We start from the raw sequence: 20,599 nt of genomic DNA on the forward strand, positions 1-20,599 counted from the left end.
AAGTCTCATGCCAATCCGCCCCCCTAAGGCGCTGAGGTTATCTGATCCGGCGACCTTCCTTGATGCCATGATCCAGATAATGCTGACGCGGATCGACCCCGGCGGCTTTCACATCCTTATTGTATTTCAGATAAAGATCGGGATCGAATAACGCATCTATGGCCACAGGCGTCTCGCTCAGCGTGGTCCCGGCGAAAGTTTCTTCGTAGCTGTAGCCAAAAAGCTGAACATCGCGCGCATAAATCGCGCCGATCAGCTTGGCGGTTTCGACGTCGTAATAGTCTTTGAAACTGATCTGGCTGGGCGAACTGGTTGTCGGGGCATGTTCCAGCGTCACGTGCCAATGGCGCCTGGCAGATAATTCCGCGAACGCGTTACGCAAATCTTCAAACCGCAGCAGATGATCGACAAGGAGCGCCCCCTCCTCGTCGCAGATATATTTGTATTGCTCGACATTGTGGCCGACCTCAAAAATATGGATCGTGCGATTGATCTTCAAACGATGCGGCAAAGACTGCGCCCATTCGGAAAATGACACCGAAGGCCCGTATTTGAGATACCAATTGTATTCCGAAACGGCTTTCGACCACGGGTTGCGGACGATCGCAAATTTGAAATAGCGATCCCAGACCTCGGCCGTGCAGAAATTATCGCGCAATTCCAAAGCGGTATAGTGCTGTAGCACCACATTGTTGCCGATGATCCCCCACGCCGTTTCTGCAGGGTTTCCGCCATAGATCCCAAGCGTGCGCTCAACGGATTCCCCTGCATTCTTGGGAATGTGAACGAAGATCGCTTGATGACGGCGAGAAACGGGCATTGTGCATTCCTTACTTTACGAAGCGCGCCTTGCAACTCGCGTCAAGGAGATCGCTTTCGTCATAAAACGAGAACCGTGAGAGAACCGTTTACGATGAAAAAGTTAGGGTGCGAAAAGCGCCGCTCATAGGCTGAGCCTGCGCTCGGACCGCCGGATTGCCGCGATTTAATCCATAGGTTTAGCGAAAAGCGGCAAGAGGCCCAATCACTCGGGCCTCAATGCAGGGCAATTCGAAACAGACCCTTCAGGTCAAAGTGTACACCAAAGAGGATTATTGCTCTTTGGTGCATAGCTCGCGCTTATTCCCACTCGATCGTGCCGGGCGGTTTCGAGGTGATGTCATAGGTCACCCGGTTGATGCCCTTCACCTCGTTGATGATCCGCGTCGCGGTCTCACCCAGGAATTCATGGCTAAACGGGTAGTAATCCGCCGTCATGCCATCGACCGAGGTCACCGCGCGCAAAGCGCAGGCGTAATCATAGGTGCGGCCATCGCCCATCACGCCCACAGTGCGCACCGGCAAGATCGCCACGAAGGCTTGCCAGATTTCGTCATAAAGCCCGTGCTTGCGGATTTGGTCGATGTAAACCGCATCGGCCTTGCGCAGGATTTCGAGCTTTTCGCGGGTGATTTCGCCCGGGCAGCGGATCGCAAGGCCCGGCCCCGGGAAGGGGTGACGGCCAATGAAGCTGTCGGGCAGGCCGAGTTCGCGGCCAAGCGCGCGGACTTCGTCTTTGAAGAGTTCGCGCAGCGGCTCAACCAGCTTGAGGCCCATTTTTTCCGGCAGACCGCCCACATTGTGGTGCGATTTGATCGTCACCGAAGGACCGCCCGAGAACGAAACCGATTCAATCACATCGGGGTAGAGCGTGCCTTGCGCCAAGAACTCGGCATTCTCAATCTCATTGGCGTATTTCTGGAACACGTCGATGAAGAGCTTGCCAATCGTTTTGCGCTTCACCTCGGGGTCCGAAACGCCCTCAAGCGCGCCAAGGAAAAGATCGCTCTCATCCGCGGCAATCAGCTTGATGTTGTAATTGTCGCGGAACATCGACACGACCTGCTCGGCTTCGCCCAAGCGCAAAAGCCCGTGGTCGACGAAGACGCAGGTAAGTTGCTCACCAATCGCTTCATGCAGCAAGATCGCGGTGACAGAGCTATCCACCCCGCCTGAAAGCCCGCAGATCACATGGGCGTCGCCCACTTGCGCGCGGATTTGCTCGATCGCTTGCTGGCGGTAGCCCGCCATCGTCCAGTCACCCGTAAAGCCCGCAAGCCGGACGAAGTTTTCATAAAGCTTCGCGCCACGCGGGGTGTGATGCACCTCGGGGTGGAACTGTACAGCATAGAAATTGCGGCTCACATCGGCGGTGATCGCAAAGGGCGCGCCGGGCGATGTGCCATAAACCTCAAAGCCCGGGGCAATGCGGCTCACATGGTCGCCATGGCTCATCCAGACTTGCTCGGTGCCCTCAGAGAACCAGCCCTCCAGAAGCGGCAGCTTCTTGTCCGAAGGGGTCACGAAAGCGCGGCCAAATTCGGCGGTGCCGTGGCCGCTTTCAACCAAGCCGCCCAGCTCTTGCATCATCACCTGCTGGCCGTAGCAGATGCCAAGGATCGGCACGCCAAGGGTGAAGGCGGATGCGGGCGGACGGGGCGAGCCTTCCCGAGTGACCGAATCCGGGCCGCCCGAGAAGATGATGGCTTGAGGCGCGAAATCGGCCAAGAACGCATCGGTGACGTTCTGATAGGGGTGGATTTCGCAATAGACATTCAACTCGCGCAGACGCCGCGCGATGAGCTGCGTCACCTGAGAGCCGAAGTCGATGATGAGAAGGCGCTGATTCTGGGTCATGCAAGCCCGATAGCCGGGGTTGGGCATGAAAGCAAGAGGCGGGCGGCAGGGTAGGCAGCTTGCGCGCGGGTTCTCGGGGCGAAGCGCCGCAGGGCTACACCTGAGGGGTGGGTTGCTGCGCGCGAAAGCGAGGTGTAGCTGAACCGGATCATTCTGTTTTGAGTCTCGATTTAGGAGCTTGATTTGAAGCGCTTTTCCGTTTTCATACTTGCCGCAAGCCTCGTTTGGGCCAGCCCGCTCACGGCACAAGAAAGCCCCGTGGTCGATGCCCCGCAAAGCGAAGCAGAACACGCGCTTTCGGTCTTGCAGCGCGAAGGCACCCCCACCGTCTCGGCCTATTGCTGCAAACATTGCCACAAGGGCAAAGCTTGCGGAAATAGCTGCATCAGCCGTTCCTACACTTGCCACAAAGGACCGGGCTGCGCCTGTGATGGGTAACCCGCTTGAGCAAGACATAAAAAGGGCGCCCGCGCGGCGCCCCTTTTGATCTTCGATTTTGTGGAAATACCCCGGGGGTTCCGGGGGCAGCGCCCCCGTGCTTACCGTTCCGGCAGCAGGCCCCTTGGGCTGAAGCGCAGCACCAGAAGCAAGATCACCCCCATGATCACCAGCCGCATATGCGGGGCGGCGTCCAGAAGGTGCTCTTTCACCGCGCCATCGCCAAGGCCCGTGGCGAGAAGGTCCATCATCAGCGGGCCCCATTCGCCCGCTTTGATCCAGACGAACCAGATCAGCAATCCGCCCAGAACCGCGCCCCAGTTGTTGCCAGAGCCGCCCACGATCACCATCACCCAAATCAGGAAGGTGTAGCGCAGTGGGTTGTAGCTGGAGGGCGTCATCTGTCCATCGAGCGAGATCATCATCGCGCCCGCAAGGCCGAGCACCGAACAGCCCAAAATGAAAATCTGCAAATGCCGCCCGGTGACGTTTTTGCCCATCGCGCTGGCGGCGACTTCGTTGTCGCGGATCGCGCGCATCATTCGGCCCCACGGCGAGTTGAGCGCAAGCTGTGCCGCCCACATCAACATTGCCAGCACGCCGACGAAAAGCGCCACGTAAAGCAGCTTCACCAGCACTGTCGAACCGACCATCGGGTCGGTGCCAAGGTTCGCCATGCGTTCCATGAAGGCGGGATCTTGCTGCAGATCGGTTTCATAGGGCACCGGCCACGGGCGGGGAATGCCGTTGACGTTCAGCACGCCGCGCGCGAGCCATTCTTCGTTCTTCAAGATTGCGACGATGATCTCGCCAATGCCGAGCGTGGCAATGGAAAGGTAATCAGAGCGCAGCCCCAAAGCGGTTTTGCCAACGATCCACGCAGCCCCCGCTGCGAGCACCATGCCCACGGGCCAAGAAATCAGCGTCGGCAGCGACAGCCCGCCAAGATAGCCCGTGGCGGCCGGGTTGATCGCCTGAATGGCCTCAACCGCCGGGTCAAAGAGCGCGCGATAGCTGAAGAAGCCCAAGACCAGAACCGCCGCCACAACCCAGCCACGGGCCTTGCCGGTCATTTTTTGATGCAGCGCGACCGCGATCACCAGCGTAACAATCGCCACGGCAAAGGCAAACAAAATGCCCCAGCCGCCCGCTTCAAACGCGCCTTCGGTTGGCGGCATCGCCACCAGCACCGGGGCGAGCCCGCCAAGCGCCAAAAAGCCCACGACGCCGGCGTTGAAAAGCCCCGCATAGCCCCATTGGATGTTGATCCCCAGCGCGAGGATGGCCGAAATCAGCCCAACGCGCAGGATACCCAAAGCGTTGTCCCAATGGCCCGAGAACATGGCATTTGATACCGTGCCCTCAAGAATGAACAAAACGGCCAATGCGCCAAAAAGGGCGGGCGCGCGCCATTTGCCGCCTTTCGCGGCCCCCGGTTGATGCGTGCTCATACCGATTTCCCCTTGAAGAGCCCGGTGGGCTTAAACAGCAACACGATGATCAAGATCGCAAAGCTGACGGCAAATTTGTATTCGGTGGACAAAAGCTGCAGCAGCCCCTCGGGCTCCCAGCCGGGCACCAGATACATCGCCACTTTCTTCCATGCATAGGTGACGGCCACTTCCGAATAGGCAATCACGAAGCCGCCTGCGATGGCGCCCAAAGGGTTGCCCAAACCGCCCACGATGGCGGCTGCAAAGATCGGAAGAAGGAGCTGGAAGTAGTTGAAAGCCTTGAAGGATTTATCAAGGCCGTAGAGCGTGCCCGCGATTGTGGCGAGCGCCGCTGCAATGATCCATGTGACCATCACCACTTTGTTCGGGTCGATGCCCGACAAAAGCGCCAGATCTTCGTTATCCGAATAGGCGCGCATGGATTTGCCGGTGCGGGTCTTGGCCAAGAACCAAAACAGCGCCCAAACCACCAGCCCCGCCGTGACCAGCGTGATCGCTTGGGTCGAGCGGATGGCGAGCGGCTCGGCCAGCCCGGTGATGGTTTTGAACTCGCGCGCGGAAATCAAGAAGCGCTCGCCATCGGCAAAGCGGATTTCATCCACGCCAATCAGCACGCGGGTGAGGCCGTTCATCACGAACATCACGCCGACCGAGACCATGGTGATGTAAACCGGCGCGGCGCGCACCTTGCGATAGTAGCGGTAAACCACCCGGTCGGTGCCCAGAACAAACAGCGCGGTGAGCGCGATGCCAAAGGGCAGGGCCAAAAGCGCGGTGGGCAGCGGGCCAAAGCTGATGCCCATCGCCTGCAAGCCCCAAGTGACCAAGATCGTCAGCCCGGTGCCAAAGGCCATTGTGTCGCCATGGGCGAAGTTCGAAAACCGCAAGATGCCATAGATCAGCGTCACGCCCAGCGCGCCCAGCGCGAGCTGCGCGCCATAAGCGGTGGCCGGAACGATGACGTAATTCAGCACCGCGATGAAAGCGTTGAGAAGGTCCATCATTTCACCTCTTCGCAGGTGCCTTGGTAATAAAATGCAATCGCCTCAAGCGGCTTATGCACCGAGTAGCGCGCCGTGCCATCGGGCGCGATGGTCAGCAAGCGCTGCACCGCGTCGTTGTTGAAGGCGATAAAGCCCTGCATCGGCCCGCGCAGCTTGCCACCCGTGAGCGGCACCGCGTTGAAGCTATCGGTTTCCTCTTGCACCGCCACGGTGAACGGGTCGGGCGGCACCATGGTTGGGTCCGCCGGGATCATCGCAGTATCGGTGCCGGGGTTATAGATCAGTTGGATCACAGCGCCGGTGTCGTGGCAGGCTTGCAGATCAATGCATTCTTGCGTGAAGGCGCAGCTGAGTTCTTGCACCTGCGGCGCGGCTTGCGCTTGCAGCGGCAAGAGCAAGGGCAAGGCGGCGAGAAGCTGTTTCATGCCTCAGCCCCCCAAGAAGGTGCGGCGCACCTCCGGGTCGGCCATCAGCGCCGCGCCGGTATCGGTGTATTTGTTCGCGCCTTGCACCAGCACATAGCCTTGATCGGCGATCTCCAGCGCTTGGCGGGCGTTTTGTTCCACCATCAGAATCGAAATCCCGGTCCGCGCCACTTCGATGATGCGGTCGAAAAGCTCGTCCATCACGATGGGAGACACACCCGCAGTCGGCTCATCCAGCATCAGGAGTTTGGGCTTGGTCATCAGCGCGCGGCCCACGGCGACTTGCTGGCGCTGCCCGCCGGACAGCTCGCCCGCGTTTTGGTGGCGTTTTTCGCGCAAGATCGGGAACAGCTCATAGACCTGTTCCATCGTGTCCCGAAAATCGTCGGTGCGGATGAAGGCACCCATTTCGAGGTTTTCTTCGACCGACATGGTCGGGAAGACGTTGTTCACCTGCGGCACGAAGCCCATGCCCTTTTTCACCCGCTCTTGCGGGGACAGGCCGGTAATCTCTTCGCCATCCAGCTTCACATGGCCGCCGCGCAGCTTCAGCATGCCAAAGACCGCTTTCATCGCGGTCGATTTGCCCGCGCCATTGGGGCCGACGATCACCGCGATCTGGCCTTTTTCGACCTTGAGCGTGCAACCGTGCAAAATATCGGCGGCACCATAACCGCCCGTCATTTCAGAAGCGTCCAGAAAGCTCATTGCACCGCCCCCCGACAGCCCATGACACCTTGCTTGATCATGAAAAAGCCGCTCATGCCGATGCCCCCGCCTTGATCTTGTTCTTCAGGCCGCGGCCCAAATAGGCCTCGATCACCGCTTCATTTTGCATGATCGTATCGGGGCTGCCTTGGGCGAGCACCTTGCCCTCGGCCATCACAATGACCGGGTCGCACAGCCGACCGATGAAATCCATGTCATGTTCGATCACGCAGAAGGTATAGCCGCGCTCTTTGTTGAGCCGCACAATCGCATCGCCAATCGTGTTGAGAAGGGTGCGGTTCACCCCCGCGCCGACTTCATCCAGAAACACGATCTTGGCTTCCACCATCATCGTGCGGCCCAGCTCCAACAGCTTTTTCTGCCCGCCCGAAAGGTTGCCTGCACGCTCATTCTTGAGGTGAGAAATCGTCAAGAAATCAAGAACTTCATCGGCTTTCTTTAGAAGCGCCGCTTCTTCTTCGGCGATCCGGCCCCGGCCAAACCACGCCTTCCACAAATGCTCGCCCGATTGGCCCCCCGGCACCATCATCAGGTTTTCACGCACCGTCATTGTGGGGAATTCATGCGCAATCTGGAACGTGCGCAACAGCCCCTTATGAAACAACTCGTGCGGCTTTAGCCCTGTGATGTCCTCGCCATCCATCGTCACACGGCCAGAGGTGGGTGTGTGCACCCCGGCGATAACGTTGAACAGCGTGGATTTTCCCGCGCCATTCGGCCCGATCAACCCGGTGATCGAGCCGGTGGCGATATCTAGCGAGGCACCATCGACAGCATGAAAGCCGCCGAAGTGCTTGTGCAGGTTCTCGACCCGGATCATGTTTCCCCTTGGTGGGCGGTGGCCCGCCCCTTTGCGCCATTTTCGGCTTGTTTTCAAAGGAAACAGCCCGGAATGCTCCGGGCTGCTTCGGTCTTGCTGTCGCGCTTAGCGGTAGCGGACGGTTTCGATTTTGTCGTCTTTGACTTCGATTTCGCGGAAGGTGCCAGCGGATTCGCCCGCGCCGATCAGCTCAACCGAGGTCGCGCCTTGGTAGTCGATCTCTTCGCCAGCCGCGATCAGATCCAGCGCTTTGCCCAGTTCACCCGGAAGGATCGGGGTGCCCGGCGCGTTCGCCACATCCATCACCTTCTCTTTGTAAACATTGGGGTCGGTGCTGTTGGAAGCGGCCATCGCCAGCATGATCAGCGCCGCCGCGTCATAGGCTTCCGCCGAATAGACGCCGGTGCCATCAAAGCCAGCGGCTTCAGCCGCAGCCAAGAACTTCTCTTTGCCTTCGCCTTCCGAAGAGGGCATTTGGCCAAACGAGCCGTTCACTTCCGGGCCGAAGTTTTCTTCGAGCGCGCCGCCGACCATCCCATCGGGGAAGACGAAGGTTTCGAAGGCACCGGTGTCAAGCGCGCCGCGCAGGATCCCCGAGCCGCCTTGGTCGACATAGCCCGCGATCACCAGCGCATCGCCACCCGCCGAAGCAAGCGCCGCAACTTCCGCCGAATAATCCGGTTTGCCGTCGTCATGCGCGGTGTTGATGGTGACAGTGCCGCCTTTGGCTTCAAACGCCGCTTGGAAGCTGTCGGCCAGGCCTTTGCCATAGTCGTTGTTGGTGTAGGTCACGGCGACCGAATTGATGCCGTGTTCCATGATGATATCGGTCATCACTTCCGACTGACGCGCATCAGACGGCGAGGTGCGGAAGAAGAGGCCGTTGTCATCCAACGTCGACAGCGCGGGCGAGGTGGCCGAGGGCGAGATCATCACCATGCCTTTGGGCATGGCCACGTTTTGCAAAGAAGCCGTGGTTTCGCCCGAGCACATGCCGCCAACGATGCCTTTGACGCCATCGGCCGTGATCAGTTTTTCAACGGTGGCCGAAGCGGCGGCCGAGTCGATGCAGGTGCTGTCGCCGCGCACCGGGGTGACAGAAGCGCCGCCCATGAATTTGCCCGAGGCGGTCACTTCCGCCATCGCCAGTTCCGCGCCATCGGCCATTGCCGGCGACATCGATTCCAGCGGGCCGGTGAAGCCAAGCGAGATACCAAGTTTGATGTCTTCGGCAAAAGCACCGCCAGCCGTCAGGGCGAGGGCGGCGCTGGCCATCAGAAGCTTCTTCATATGTTCACTCCCATATTGGAACATCGTTATTGGGTGAATGTTCTGGGGGCGCAGGTTAGGACCAGAAACTGGAAAAGAAAATAGGCCAGTTGGTCAAGTTTCCGCCTGAAACCGCCGCAAAGACGCGCGTTTTCGCCACGTCAGCCAACATTCGCCTTAGTCCAGCAGATCGTCCGAGAAGTCCTCGCCCAGATCCATCTCCAGCCCATCCACGAAGGCTTCGCCCTCGGGCGCACCAGCCCCAGAGGTGCCACGCTCGCGATAGGGCGTGGTGCGGTAATGCGCGCGATAGCATTTGGAGAAGTGCGAGGGCGAGGCAAAGCCACAGGCCAACGCCACGTTGATCACGCTCATTTCCGTTTGCATCAAAAGGTTACGCGCCTTTTGCAGGCGGATTTCCATATAATAGCGCTTTGGCGAACGGTTGAGGTAGCGCCGGAACAGCCGTTCCAGCTGCCGGGTCGACATGCCAACCTCTTCGGCAAGCTTCGACGGGCTGATCGGCTCTTCGATATTGGCCTCCATCCGGCCAATCACTTGCGAAAGTTTGGGATGGCGCACCCCGATCCGCGTTGGGATCGACAGCCGTTGGCTGTCTTGGTCGGTGCGGATCGCGTTATAAATGAGCTGATCGGCAACCGTATTGGCGAGCGCTTCGCCATGGTCGCGCGCAATCAGTTTGAGCATCAGGTCAATTGAGGCGATCCCGCCCGCCGAAGTGAGCCGGTTGCCATCAATCACGAACACCGCTTTTGAAAGGTCAACGCCTTCGAAATCTTCAAAGAAGCTGTCTTGGTTTTCCCAGTGGATGGTGGCGCGTTTGCCTTCGAGTAGGCCCGCTTTTGCCACCGCCCAAGTGCCGGTGCACAGCCCGCCCATCGTGGCCCCGCGCCGCGCCTCGCGCCGCAGCCAGTTCAGGATCGGCTTCGAGGTGGCCTCGGCCACATCAATGCCACCACAAACCAAAACGGTGTCGTCGCGCGTCACCTCATCAAGGCCCATATCGACGCGCACCGACGTGCCGTTCGAGCAGTTGACCTCTTTCCCATCTTCGGAGGCCAGCTTCCAATCGTAAAGCTTGTGGCCCGAAACCTGATTGGCCAGCCGCAAAGGTTCGATCGCGCTGGCAAAAGCCATCAGCGTGAACCGATCGAGCAAAAGGAATATAAAGCGCCGTTTTCGTTCGGGCGCTTCAACGCGCACGGTGCCTTGCGAGGGTGCAGGACGGGTGTGGGTACGGGGCGCGGCTGAGGGAAGACGCATTTTACGACCTCTTTTTGTCGTTTGGCGCACCCATACAACCTATTGAGGGCCGCGCAAGCGCTGTGTGGAGCTTAGATGAAATTCTATCCCCGCGCCAGCTTTTTGCTTAAAAATAAGGCAGCAGAAGGCCCAAAAAGCAGTTTGCCTTAGCGGTTATGGGCTTTATAAGCCGTCCGACTGATAGCCTCGAAGGGGAGAGGGACATGGCCAAGGCATGGATGAAATCGGACTGGCGCGCGAAACCGCGGGTGCAGATGCCCGATTATCCGGATCAAGCGGCGGTCTCTGCGGTCGAGGCACAACTCGGACATCTGCCGCCTTTGGTCTTTGCGGGCGAAGCGCGTCGGCTGAAGGCTGACCTTGCCAAAGCCGCCAAGGGCGAGGCCTTCTTGCTGCAAGGCGGCGATTGTGCCGAAAGCTTCACCGAATTTTCGGCTGATAACCTGCGCGACACGTTCAAAGTGATGCTGCAAATGGCCATCGTGCTCACTTGGGGCGCGAAAGTGCCGGTGATCAAGGTGGGCCGGATGGCCGGGCAATTTGCCAAGCCGCGTTCGGCGCCGACTGAAATGATTGGCGGCGTGGAATACCCGAGCTACCGCGGTGACATCATCAACGGTTTTGAAGCGACCACCGCCGCGCGCACGCCCGACCCGACGCGGATGCTGACCGCTTACACCCAAGCGGCAGCCTCGCTGAACCTGTTGCGCGCCTTCTCGACCGGGGGCTTTGCCGACATTCACCGCGTGCAAAGCTGGATCGCCGGCTTCACCGATGAAGATGAAGCCGCGCGCTACCGCGAAGTGGCTGAGCGCATTTCCGATGCGATGGAATTCATGGCCGCTGCGGGCGTGACCTCGGAAACCGCACATGAACTGGCGGCGGTCGATTTTTACACCAGTCACGAAGCGCTGCTGTTGGAATATGAAGAAGCGATGTGCCGGATCGACAGCACCACCGGGCTGCCGGTGGCGGGCTCGGGCCACATGCTTTGGATCGGTGACCGCACCCGTCAAGTGGATGGCGCGCATGTCGAATTCTGCCGCGGCGTGCAAAACCCGATCGGCCTGAAATGCGGCCCCTCGACCACCGAGGAAGACCTTAAGGTCTTGATGGCGAAGCTGAACCCGGAAAACGAAGCCGGGCGGCTGACGCTGATCGCGCGCTTTGGCGCGGGCAAGGTGGAAGACCATCTGCCGCGCCTGATCCGCACGGTGGAGGCCGAGGGCGCGGAAGTGGTTTGGTCTTGCGACCCGATGCATGGCAACACGATCAAATCGGCCAGCGGTTTCAAAACCCGCCCGTTTGAAAGCGTGCTGCGCGAAGTGCGCGAGTTCTTCGCGGTGCATAAAGCCGAGGGTACGATCCCGGGCGGTGTGCATTTCGAGATGACCGGCAAAGACGTGACCGAATGCACCGGCGGCGTGCGCGCTGTCTCGGATGAAGATCTGTCGAGCCGCTATCACACCGCTTGCGACCCGCGCCTGAACGCCAGCCAATCGCTGGAACTGGCCTTCTTGGTGGCCGAAGAGTTGCAAGACCGTCGCGCGATGAAGAAATCGGCTGCGGCGGCGGTTTAACACCGCCCTGCAACTTATTGCAGAACAACAAAAAGCCCGGGCAATTGCCCGGGCTCTTTCATTTCCCCCACCCAGGCGGAAATCTTAGTCGTTCGTGACAACCCGGAACATCGCGCGGCGCTCTTCGGGCGTGCGGGCGGCAAAGGCCGGGCGCGCCGGTTTCACGGCGGTGAAGGGTTGCGGCGCGGTGGCTGGCTTGGGCGCATCTGCGCCAAATTTCGGCAAGCGGGCACCAAGGCCAAACGCCTCCGGGCGCACCGGCGAGGGCATTTTCGCGGGCGTCGGCTGGCCTTGTTTGACCGGCTCAACATGCACCGCATCCACCACAAAGCGGCGCGGCGTGCGGCCAATGCCAGCCCCTTCGGCCACGAGGCAGCCAAGGATGCGGGTCACATCGCCCATGTCCGATTTCATCGGCAGCAAGATCAAACGCGCGGTCATCGCGGGTTTGCCGATCCCGGCTTCGGCGGTCAGAACCAGTTCGGCCACCGACGGGCCCGAGAAAACCGCCTCGGTCGCATCGGCAACGCGCTTGCGGCCTTCGGGCGTGAAGAGGGCGGTGAGCGGCATGCCGCGCACTTCCATGCCCATCAGATCATTGAGATGCATCCCCGCGAGGCGGAAGCGGCCCATGCCGGGCGCCACACGCTCAAGGATGAACGCATATTCCAGCGCGCTTTCCAAACCACGGGGGTCGATTTCGGCGCGGGCAGGCACATCACGGCCCTTGCGCAGGCCTTCCCAGTAGGCGCGCATCTGCGCCACCACACGACGGCTCACACCCGTATCGCCGAGCCGGGCCACTTTATCTTGAATGTCGAAGTCGCGGTCCATCGTATCCACCCCGGTCTGTGCCCCGTCACCATCCGGGGTCCTTCGCGTCTTGAACACTCCTGCCTTCGGCCAAATCGGGTCTTTCTGTTGACCCCGGGAGCGAAATCCTTACTGAACTCTTAATACGCCTTTTTTCCGCCTTATGGAGAACTAAACCGTTAAATGGTTAAATCAAGCGCTTCCCCCCGCATGCAAAACGGCCCCCTTTCGATGACCGGATTCGCCTCCTTGAGCGGCTCTGGACTGGGCTATGATTGGAGTTGGGAAATCCGCTCGGTGAATGGCAAAGGGCTCGATCTGCGGCTGCGCATGCCCGAGGTGGAAGGATTGGAAGCGCAGGTGCGCGCGGCCGTGTCGCGCGCGGCCACGCGAGGGAATGTTCAGCTAAATCTGAAGCTTACGCCGACAAGTGGAAGTGAAAAACTGCGCCTGTCAGACCCCGCCTTAAGCGCCGCGCTGACCGCATTGCGGCAGGTGGAAGAGGCGGCTTCAAACCATGGCGTGACCCTTGCCCCGACCCGCGCAAGCGACCTTCTGAGCCTGCGCGGCGTGGTCGAACAAGGGGGGGCGGAAGTGGTCGATCCGGCGGCTTTGCGCACACTGCTCTTGGCTGATTTGGACTCTCTTTTGGATAGTTTTGTCGCGATGCGCGCGGCGGAAGGCGGCCAGCTTTGTGGCGTAATTGTGGCACAACTCGACAGAATCGCCCAATTGACCGACTCGGCGGCAGAGGTTGCGGAGGCCAGACGCCCAGAAATGGCCACAAATCTGCACGCCGCGCTCGCCCGTGTGATGGAAGATGCCCCCGGCGCCGACCCACAGCGCGTGGCACAAGAGCTCGCTTTACTCGCTGTTAAGGCCGATGTGACCGAAGAGATTGACCGTTTGCGGGCGCATGTGGCTGCTGCACGGGGACTGTTGGAGGAAAATGGCCCCGTGGGGCGCAAGTTCGATTTCTTGACACAGGAATTCGTGCGGGAAGCGAATACTTTGTGTTCCAAGTCGGGCTCGACTGCACTCACGGCCATTGGCCTTGACCTCAAACATGTCATCGACCAGATGCGCGAGCAGATCCAAAACGTGGAGTAAGTCATGGCCGAGATGCGCCGCCGGGGCCTTTTGATCATTCTTTCCTCGCCCTCGGGCGCAGGCAAATCTACCTTGGCCAAAAGGCTGATGGCTTGGGATGGCTCGATGAGCTTTTCCGTTTCGGCCACCACCCGCGCGCCGCGCCCCGGCGAGGTGGATGGGCGCGACTACTTTTTCAAAACGCGCCCAGAGTTTGAGGCGATGGCAGCCGCAGGCGAAATGCTCGAACATGCCGAGGTGTTCGGCAATCTTTACGGCACGCCGCGCGGCCCGGTGGAGGCGCGCTTGGCCGAGGGCCGAGACGTGATCTTGGATATCGACTGGCAAGGCGGCCAACAGGTGCGCCGCTCGGTTTTGGCGCAAGATGTGGTGAGTGTGTTTATTCTCCCGCCCTCGATTGCGGACCTTGAAAGCCGGCTGCGCGGCCGCGCCCAAGATAGTGATGAGGTGATCGCGGGCCGGATGGCAAAAAGCCGTGACGAGATCAGCCATTGGGGCGAATATGATTATGTGGTGATCAACCGCGATGTCGATGTCGCCGAAGAAGAGATTACCACCATCTTGCGCGCCGAACGCGCGCGCGCCGTACGCCAACCGGGGCTGACCGATTTTGTGCGCGGCTTGAACGGGGAGTTTGAGGCACGATGATCTATGCGCTTGATGGCGTGACGCCGATTTTGGGGCAGGGGGCTTGGGTGGCTCCCGATGCGAATCTGATCGGCAAAGTGGTCTTGGAAGATAACGCCTCGGTCTGGTTTGGCTGCACGCTTCGCGGCGACAATGAAGAAATTCGCGTGGGTGCGGGCGCCAACGTGCAAGAAAACGTGATCTGCCATACGGATATGGGTTTTCCGATGGTGATTGGGGCGAATTGCACGATTGGCCATAAAGCGATGCTGCATGGCTGCATTATTGGCGAAGGCTCGCTGATTGGCATGGGCGCGATAGTGCTCAATGGTGCCAAAATTGGGCGCGGCTGTTTGATTGGCGCGGGTGCGCTGATCACCGAGGGGAAGGAAATCCCCGATGGCAGCTTGGTGATGGGCGCGCCGGGCAAGATTGTGCGGCAGCTTGATGAGGCAGCCCAAGCGCGGCTGCGCGAGTCAGCCGCGCATTACCGGGAAAATGCGGTGCGCTTTGCCAAAGGGCTGGTGCCCGTTACCTAATCAATGCGGCTTGGCGGGGATTTCCAGGATTTCAAAATCCCGATCCCCCCAAATCTGCTGCACCTCCGCGCGCACAATCGCGGTGTTGGGCAGCGGTTGCGAATAGGCGCGCAGTGGCCCTTTGTAGCCCACCCGGTCCAGCGTGCGGGCCAGATCCAGAATATCATGATCGGGGCTAAAGAGCGGCGCCAAGACCACGTCGGGGCTGACCCGCAAGATCAGCTCTTCCGAGAGCATCGTCATCCGCGCAATGGTAATTGAGGCCCCTTGGACCCCGCGCAAAGCGCGCGGCAATGCCTGTGACGGGTCCACCACCAAAATGCGGCGGCCTGTCAGCGACATCGCGGCAACCAAAGGTTGCGGCTTACGGTTCGAATCATCGACAGGCGGGGGCATTGCTCCATCCGTTTTCGGGGGTGGATTCTTCCACCTATTTTAAGCCTCTGCTGCCTTTGATGCATCGGTTTAGCCCCCTTACCGATGCAGACAGTCTTGAATGCGTCTATGGTTTCCCCGAAGTTGACGCGGGTCAAGCGTCGGGTGGGTCGAAAAGGAACGGAATTTGCCGGATTCGTCAACAATCACATTCGCGGAAGTGCTTCCGTTTCCAATATTGATCATTTCTCGCGCCCAGCGTGTGGTGCACGCCAATGCGGGGGCCGAGGCGCTTTTGGGCGAAGGGCTTAGAGATCGGGCATTGGTGACCGTTTTGCGACAACCCGCGCTCGTCGATGCGGTGGAAACCGTGTTGGGCGGCGGCGCGCGCCAACAGGTGCGCTTGCGGCTGGGTCCGGCAGGGCGCGAGGGTCTGGTGCAGGTCACGGTGGCCCCGCTCAAGCCCAGCGGCGAAGACGAGGGGGCCTTGCTGCTCGCTTTTGAAGATATCACCGCGGTTGAGAATGCCGAGGCGATGCGGCGCGATTTCGTGGCCAATGTCAGCCATGAATTGCGCACACCGCTGACCGCGCTGATGGGCTTTGTGGAAACATTGCGCGGCGCGGCGAAAGATGACCCGGTCGCACGGGACCGTTTCTTGGCGATTATGGAGCGCGAGGCGGGGCGGATGAACCGTTTGGTGGGCGATCTGCTGTCGCTCTCCCGCGTTGAATCCGAAGAACGGCGCCGCCCGACCGCGCAGGTGGATCTGGGCACGGTGCTGCGCGGCGCGATGCAAGCCTTGGCCCCGGTGGCCGAGGCGCGGCAGGTGGCACTGCTGCGCGAGGGGCTGACCACGGATCTTAAAATCCCCGGCGACCCAGATCAGTTGACACAGGTCTTCACCAATCTGATCGAGAATGCGATCAAATATGGCGGCGCGGGCGGCGAGGTTCGGTTGAATGTGGCACGGCTGGACTATGAGCCGGTGCTGCGCGGCCCGGCACTGCAAGTCACCGTGGCCGATAAGGGCGAGGGGATCGAGGCGATCCACCTGCCAAGGCTCACCGAACGGTTTTACCGCATCGACACGCACCGCTCGCGCGAACAAGGCGGCACCGGGCTAGGGCTGGCGATTGTGAAACACATCATTTCGCGCCACCGCGGGCGGATGCGCGTGGAAAGCGAAAAAGGGCAGGGCAGCCGCTTTATCGTGATCTTGCCATTGGAGTAAGGTGTCGATCAAAACCATGAACTCTTAAGGTGTTACGCGGCGCAGTTGAATACGCCGCGTAACGCTTTTGTGGGGTTTCAGCGCAGCCAGATCGCGCCGTTGGGCCCAAGTTTCACACCTGTTTTCGTCACTTCAGCCGCCAGCACCGGGCCGGTGGGCGTGCCGGTGATCCCGGGCAGATCCACGGGCTCGGAGCCAAGGTTGAAGAGGCAGGTAAGCGTTTCCCCAGCCGCGTCGCGCGTGAAGCCAAGCACGGGCTCAGGCAGATCAAGGAAGGTCGAACGCCCGGCCCGCAGCGCCTCAGACGCACGACGGAAGGCGAGCATGTCGTGGTAATGGGACAGCACCGAGGTGGGATCATTTTCCTGCGCGGCCACATTGCGCGCGGCTTGCGGCGGCTTCACCGGAAGCCAAGGTTTGCCGCTGCTGAAGCCCGCATTTTCACTGCCATCCCAGACCATCGGCGTGCGGCAGCCATCGCGGCCCTTGTTCTCGGGCCAGAACCGCAGGCCGGGCGGGTCGGTCAGCTCTTCGTAAAGAAGATCGGTTTCACTTTGGCCCAGCTCTTCGCCTTGATAGATGCCGATCGTTCCCTCGAACGAGGCGAGCATCGAAATCGCGAGTTTCGCAACCGCCTCAGGCGCGCCGAATTTTGCCCATCGCGTCACATGGCGCTGCACGTCATGGTTCGAAAAGGACCAAGATGGCCAACCATCGGGCGCAGCGTTAAAGAAGCCCATAATCATGTTTTTGAAGTGATCGGGGCTGAATTTCGGCCCGAGCATGTCGAAACTATAGGCCATGTGCAAATGCGCATCGCCCGCCGTATAGGCGCTCATAATCTCAAGCGCGCGATGCGGCACCTCGCCCACTTCTCCAACCAGGCAGCGGTCGTCGAACTCATCTAGCAGGGACCGCATTCGTGCAAGGAAATCAAGGTTTTCGGGGCGGTTCTTATCGAACTCATGGTCTTGCATATCATAGGTGGAAACGGGGGGCCAACGGTCCACATCCGGTTCCATCGCGGGGTTATCGCGCAGCTGATCGTCATGCATATAATAATTGACGGTATCGAGCCGGAAGCCGTCGACGCCGCGTTCGAGCCAGAACCGCAGCACATCCAGCATCTCATCTTGCACCTCGGGATTGCGCAAATTGAGATCGGGCTGAGAGATCAGGAAGTTGTGTAAGTAATATTGTCCGCGTTCCGGCGCCCATTCCCAAGACGAGCCGCCAAACACAGATTGCCAATTGTTTGGGGGTGAACCATCTGGCTTTGGGTCGGCCCAAACATACCAATCCTTCTTCGCGCCGCCTTTTTTGCTGTCGGCAAACCACGGATGCCGGTCGGAGGAATGGCTGAGCACCTGATCAATGATCACTTTGAGGCCCAGTTCATGGGCGCGCGCCACCAAAGCATCGAAATCGGCCAAAGTGCCAAAAACCGGGTCAATGTCGCGATAATCGGCCACGTCATAGCCCATATCGGCCATGGGCGAGGTGAAAATGGGGCTGAGCCAGATCGAATCGGCGCCCAAACGCGCCACATGATCAAGCCGCGCGGTGATGCCTTTCAGATCGCCGATGCCATTTCCGGCGCTATCTTGAAAAGAACGCGGATAAATCTGGTAGATCACCGCACCACGCCACCAATTGCTGCCCATCGTCATCTCCCTGCAAAGATATGAGGCAAGCATAGGGTTATTCCGCGCCGCGGCAATGACCCGAGGGGGTTAGACGCGGGTTCAGCTTGACGGCAGCGGGTGCGCGCCCCATCAAAGGGGAAAGGGATTGGCCGAGGAATAAGAAACGTGAAAGATGTGAACGCCCCCAGTGTAGAGGCCTTCCGGGCAGAAATTCTGCGACATCTGACCTATTCGATGGGCAAGGATCCCGGTCATGCCTCACTTTACGATTGGCGCATGGCGCTCAGCCTCGCGCTGCGAGACCATATTGTGGAGCCGTGGTTCGACGCGACGCGGCAAACCTATGAACAGGGGCGCAAGCGGGTCTACTATCTGTCGATGGAATTCCTGATTGGGCGGATCTTGGAAGATGCCGCGATCAACCTTGGCATGCGGGCCGTGGCGCGCGAGGCGATCGAAGGGCTTGGCCAAGACTGGCACGATGTCGTCGAAGATGAACCCGACGCGGCGCTTGGCAATGGCGGGCTTGGGCGGTTGGCCGCCTGCTACATGGAAAGCATGGCGACGCTTGGTTGTGCGGGCTATGGCTATGGCATTCGCTACGAACATGGCCTTTTTAAACAACGGTTTGAGGGGGGGCGTCAGGTTGAGGCGCCGGAGGATTGGCTCAAACAGCGCCATCCGTGGGAGTTTGAACGCCCCGAGGTGAGCTATGAAATCGGCTTCAAAGGCACGGTTGAAATCACCGATGGCAAGGCCGTCTGGGCCCCCGCAGAAACAGTGCTTGCCGAGGCGTTTGATATGCCGGTGATCGGCTGGCATGGCCGTTGGGGCAATACGTTGCGGCTATGGTCGGCCAAACCGACGACGATGTTTGACCTTGCCCGCTTCAACCACGGGGATTACGCGGCAGCCGCCGAGCCCGAGGCTTTGGCGCGCACGCTCAGCCGCGTGCTTTACCCCGATGATACCACCTTCCAAGGCAAGGAATTGCGGCTCAAGCAGGAATACTTCCTGACCTCTGCGGCGCTGCAAGACATTCTGCGCCGCCATCTGGGGGCGGGCTTTGCGCTCACCGATCTGCCCGACCATGTGGCGATTCAGATGAACGACACCCACCCCGCGATTGCCGGGCCGGAGCTGATCCGGCTGTTGAGCGATGTGCATGGGATCGAATTTGAAGAGGCGATTGATATTGCGATTCAATGCCTTGGCTATACCAACCACACACTTTTGCCAGAGGCGCTGGAACGCTGGGCCACTTACCTCATGGGCTCTGTGCTGCCGCGGCATATGCAGATCATCGAAGCCATTGACGCTTGGCATCTGCGCAACAATCCCTCGCGCCCGCACTATGTTGGAATTGTGAAACATCATGAGGTGCGGATGGGCGAATTGGCTTTCATTACCGCACATAAGGTCAATGGTGTGTCTGCGCTGCACACGGAACTGATCAAAAAGAACCTGTTCCCGGAATTGCACAAATTGCACCCCGACCGGATCATCAACCAGACCAATGGGGTGACCCCGCGGCGTTGGATGCGGATGGCAAACCCGGCGCTTTCCAAGCTGATCACGCAAACCATTGGCGATGGTTGGGAAGCCGATCTGGACCGGCTCAAAAAGCTTGAAAAATTCTGCGAAGACAAAGCCTTCCGCAATGAATTCGCGCGCGCCAAACGGGTGAATAAAGTCGCGCTGGCGGAGTGGATTTTTGAAACGCAAGGCGTGCAGGTGAACCCCGATGCGCTGTTTGATGTGCAGGTGAAGCGCATCCATGAATACAAGCGCCAACTGTTGAATATCTTGCAAACCATCGCCGAATGGCATGCGATCCGTTCGAACCCGACCGCCGATGTCGTGCCGCGGGTGAAGATTTTTGGCGGCAAGGCGGCGCCCGGCTACCAGACCGCGAAAGAGATCATTCGCCTGATCAATGATGTCGCCAAGGTGGTGAACAATGACCCCTATGTCGGCGACCGGCTGAAGATCATCTATCCTGCGAACTACAATGTCTCGATGGCTGAGCGGCTTATTCCGGCGGCGGATCTGAGCGAGCAAATCTCGACCGCGGGCAAGGAAGCCTCTGGCACCGGGAATATGAAATTTGCACTCAACGGCGCGCTGACGATTGGCACGCTGGATGGCGCGAATGTCGAAATTCGCGAAGAGGTCGGCGCGGATAACTTCTTCCTGTTTGGTCTGACCGCCGAGCAGGTGATGGAACGGCGCAAAGACCCCGAACATGCCCGTCATGCGATCTTGCAAAGCCAGCCTTTGCAAGACGTGCTGCAAATGATCGCCGAAGGGCGCTTTAGCCCTGAGGAGCCGACCCGCTACCACGGGCTGGTCCACAATATGTGGCACAGCGATTACTTCCTTGTGGCGTCCGATTTTGAAGCCTACCGTGATGCGCAGACCGAGGTGGATCAAGCCTTTGCCGACCCGGAACGCTGGTGGCGCATGGCCGTGCTGAACACTGCACGGATGGGCTTCTTCTCGTCGGACCGCGCGATCCGTGGTTACATGGCGGATATCTGGGGAACCGATTCCGCGCTGTGAGGGGACGCATGCCG

General features: G+C 59.8%; 19 protein-coding genes. 7 read left to right on the forward strand and 12 right to left on the reverse strand.

What is annotated here, in order from left to right; translation table 11 throughout:
* Nucleotides 1–37: 37 nt before the first annotated feature.
* Nucleotides 38–820 (reverse strand): sulfotransferase family 2 domain-containing protein, encoded by a 783-nt coding sequence (locus CRO18_RS04055; protein WP_097081168.1) that lies wholly within the window; start codon nucleotides 818–820, stop codon nucleotides 38–40.
* A 299-nt stretch (nucleotides 821–1,119) separates the two neighbouring features.
* Nucleotides 1,120–2,676 carry a glutamine-hydrolyzing GMP synthase gene (gene guaA, locus CRO18_RS04060; RefSeq protein ID WP_097081543.1) on the reverse strand — a complete coding sequence of 519 codons (1,557 nt, stop codon included), beginning with the start codon at nucleotides 2,674–2,676 and terminating at the stop codon, nucleotides 1,120–1,122.
* A 183-nt stretch (nucleotides 2,677–2,859) separates the two neighbouring features.
* Between guaA and CRO18_RS04065 the strand changes: the two genes are divergently transcribed.
* The gene (locus CRO18_RS04065; RefSeq protein ID WP_097081169.1) at nucleotides 2,860–3,114 is read left to right on the forward strand and encodes a hypothetical protein; all 255 of its coding nucleotides are present in this window, start codon (nucleotides 2,860–2,862) and stop codon (nucleotides 3,112–3,114) included.
* A gap of 101 nt (nucleotides 3,115–3,215) precedes the next feature.
* Here the strand turns inward: CRO18_RS04065 and CRO18_RS04070 are convergent, their stop codons facing one another.
* The 7 genes from CRO18_RS04070 to CRO18_RS04100 all read right to left on the reverse strand — a co-directional run bounded on the left by CRO18_RS04070 (nucleotide 3,216) and on the right by CRO18_RS04100 (nucleotide 10,099).
* Nucleotides 3,216–4,565, reverse strand: coding sequence for a branched-chain amino acid ABC transporter permease (locus tag CRO18_RS04070; RefSeq protein ID WP_097081170.1), 1,350 nt, complete (start codon nucleotides 4,563–4,565; stop codon nucleotides 3,216–3,218).
* A complete protein-coding gene (locus tag CRO18_RS04075) occupies nucleotides 4,562–5,569 on the reverse strand; it encodes a branched-chain amino acid ABC transporter permease (RefSeq protein WP_076483522.1) in 1,008 nt (335 codons plus the stop codon). Before CRO18_RS04075 ends, CRO18_RS04070 begins: the two co-directional genes overlap by 4 nt.
* Nucleotides 5,569–5,997 carry a hypothetical protein gene (locus tag CRO18_RS04080; RefSeq protein ID WP_076483521.1) on the reverse strand — a complete coding sequence of 143 codons (429 nt, stop codon included), beginning with the start codon at nucleotides 5,995–5,997 and terminating at the stop codon, nucleotides 5,569–5,571. Before CRO18_RS04080 ends, CRO18_RS04075 begins: the two co-directional genes overlap by 1 nt.
* A gap of 3 nt (nucleotides 5,998–6,000) precedes the next feature.
* Nucleotides 6,001–6,705 (reverse strand): ABC transporter ATP-binding protein, encoded by a 705-nt coding sequence (locus CRO18_RS04085; protein ID WP_076483520.1) that lies wholly within the window; start codon nucleotides 6,703–6,705, stop codon nucleotides 6,001–6,003.
* A 52-nt stretch (nucleotides 6,706–6,757) separates the two neighbouring features.
* Complete coding sequence (locus CRO18_RS04090) at nucleotides 6,758–7,546, reverse strand: ABC transporter ATP-binding protein (protein WP_097081171.1); 789 nt, start codon at nucleotides 7,544–7,546, stop codon at nucleotides 6,758–6,760.
* Nucleotides 7,547–7,651: 105 nt separating this feature from the next.
* Nucleotides 7,652–8,836: an ABC transporter substrate-binding protein gene (locus CRO18_RS04095; RefSeq protein ID WP_076483614.1), complete on the reverse strand. Its 1,185-nt coding sequence runs from the start codon at nucleotides 8,834–8,836 to the stop codon at nucleotides 7,652–7,654.
* 156 nt (nucleotides 8,837–8,992) lie between these two features.
* Nucleotides 8,993–10,099 carry a GlxA family transcriptional regulator gene (locus CRO18_RS04100; RefSeq protein ID WP_076483518.1) on the reverse strand — a complete coding sequence of 369 codons (1,107 nt, stop codon included), beginning with the start codon at nucleotides 10,097–10,099 and terminating at the stop codon, nucleotides 8,993–8,995.
* Between the two features lie 203 nt (nucleotides 10,100–10,302).
* Between CRO18_RS04100 and CRO18_RS04105 the strand changes: the two genes are divergently transcribed.
* Nucleotides 10,303–11,679 carry a class II 3-deoxy-7-phosphoheptulonate synthase gene (locus CRO18_RS04105; protein WP_097081172.1) on the forward strand — a complete coding sequence of 459 codons (1,377 nt, stop codon included), beginning with the start codon at nucleotides 10,303–10,305 and terminating at the stop codon, nucleotides 11,677–11,679.
* Between the two features lie 84 nt (nucleotides 11,680–11,763).
* On the opposite strand, the gene CRO18_RS04110 is transcribed toward CRO18_RS04105, so the two are convergent.
* Complete coding sequence (locus CRO18_RS04110) at nucleotides 11,764–12,570, reverse strand: PAS domain-containing protein (protein WP_249275988.1); 807 nt, start codon at nucleotides 12,568–12,570, stop codon at nucleotides 11,764–11,766.
* A 153-nt stretch (nucleotides 12,571–12,723) separates the two neighbouring features.
* Here CRO18_RS04110 and CRO18_RS04115 point away from each other — a divergent pair, with 153 nt between their 5' ends.
* From CRO18_RS04115 to CRO18_RS04125, 3 genes are read left to right on the forward strand one after another with little or no spacing between them, the layout of a single operon-like run.
* A complete protein-coding gene (locus CRO18_RS04115) occupies nucleotides 12,724–13,602 on the forward strand; it encodes a YicC/YloC family endoribonuclease (RefSeq protein ID WP_076483516.1) in 879 nt (292 codons plus the stop codon).
* A 12-nt stretch (nucleotides 13,603–13,614) separates the two neighbouring features.
* Entirely contained in the window at nucleotides 13,615–14,250 is a 636-nt protein-coding gene (gene gmk / locus CRO18_RS04120) for a guanylate kinase (RefSeq protein WP_170952583.1), read from the forward strand.
* Nucleotides 14,247–14,768, forward strand: a complete 522-nt coding sequence (locus CRO18_RS04125) for a gamma carbonic anhydrase family protein (protein ID WP_097081174.1) — start codon at nucleotides 14,247–14,249, stop codon at nucleotides 14,766–14,768. The genes gmk and CRO18_RS04125 overlap by 4 nt, the downstream gene beginning before the upstream one ends.
* Here CRO18_RS04125 and CRO18_RS04130 read toward each other — a convergent pair whose 3' ends face one another.
* Entirely contained in the window at nucleotides 14,769–15,164 is a 396-nt protein-coding gene (locus CRO18_RS04130) for a hypothetical protein (RefSeq protein ID WP_076483514.1), read from the reverse strand.
* 166 nt (nucleotides 15,165–15,330) lie between these two features.
* On the opposite strand from CRO18_RS04130, the gene CRO18_RS04135 reads away from it, so the two are divergent.
* Nucleotides 15,331–16,377, forward strand: a complete 1,047-nt coding sequence (locus CRO18_RS04135) for a cell wall metabolism sensor histidine kinase WalK (protein ID WP_097081175.1) — start codon at nucleotides 15,331–15,333, stop codon at nucleotides 16,375–16,377.
* Between the two features lie 77 nt (nucleotides 16,378–16,454).
* On the opposite strand, the gene CRO18_RS04140 is transcribed toward CRO18_RS04135, so the two are convergent.
* Nucleotides 16,455–18,041 (reverse strand): alpha-glucosidase, encoded by a 1,587-nt coding sequence (locus tag CRO18_RS04140; protein WP_097081176.1) that lies wholly within the window; start codon nucleotides 18,039–18,041, stop codon nucleotides 16,455–16,457.
* A gap of 147 nt (nucleotides 18,042–18,188) precedes the next feature.
* Between CRO18_RS04140 and CRO18_RS04145 the strand changes: the two genes are divergently transcribed.
* The gene (locus tag CRO18_RS04145) at nucleotides 18,189–20,585 is read left to right on the forward strand and encodes a glycogen/starch/alpha-glucan phosphorylase (RefSeq protein WP_394341439.1); all 2,397 of its coding nucleotides are present in this window, start codon (nucleotides 18,189–18,191) and stop codon (nucleotides 20,583–20,585) included.
* Nucleotides 20,586–20,599: the final 14 nt, after the last annotated feature.

Source organism: Rhodobacter sp. JA431 (genome assembly GCF_900217725.1).
GTDB classification, from domain to species: domain Bacteria; phylum Pseudomonadota; class Alphaproteobacteria; order Rhodobacterales; family Rhodobacteraceae; genus Rhodobacter; species Rhodobacter aestuarii.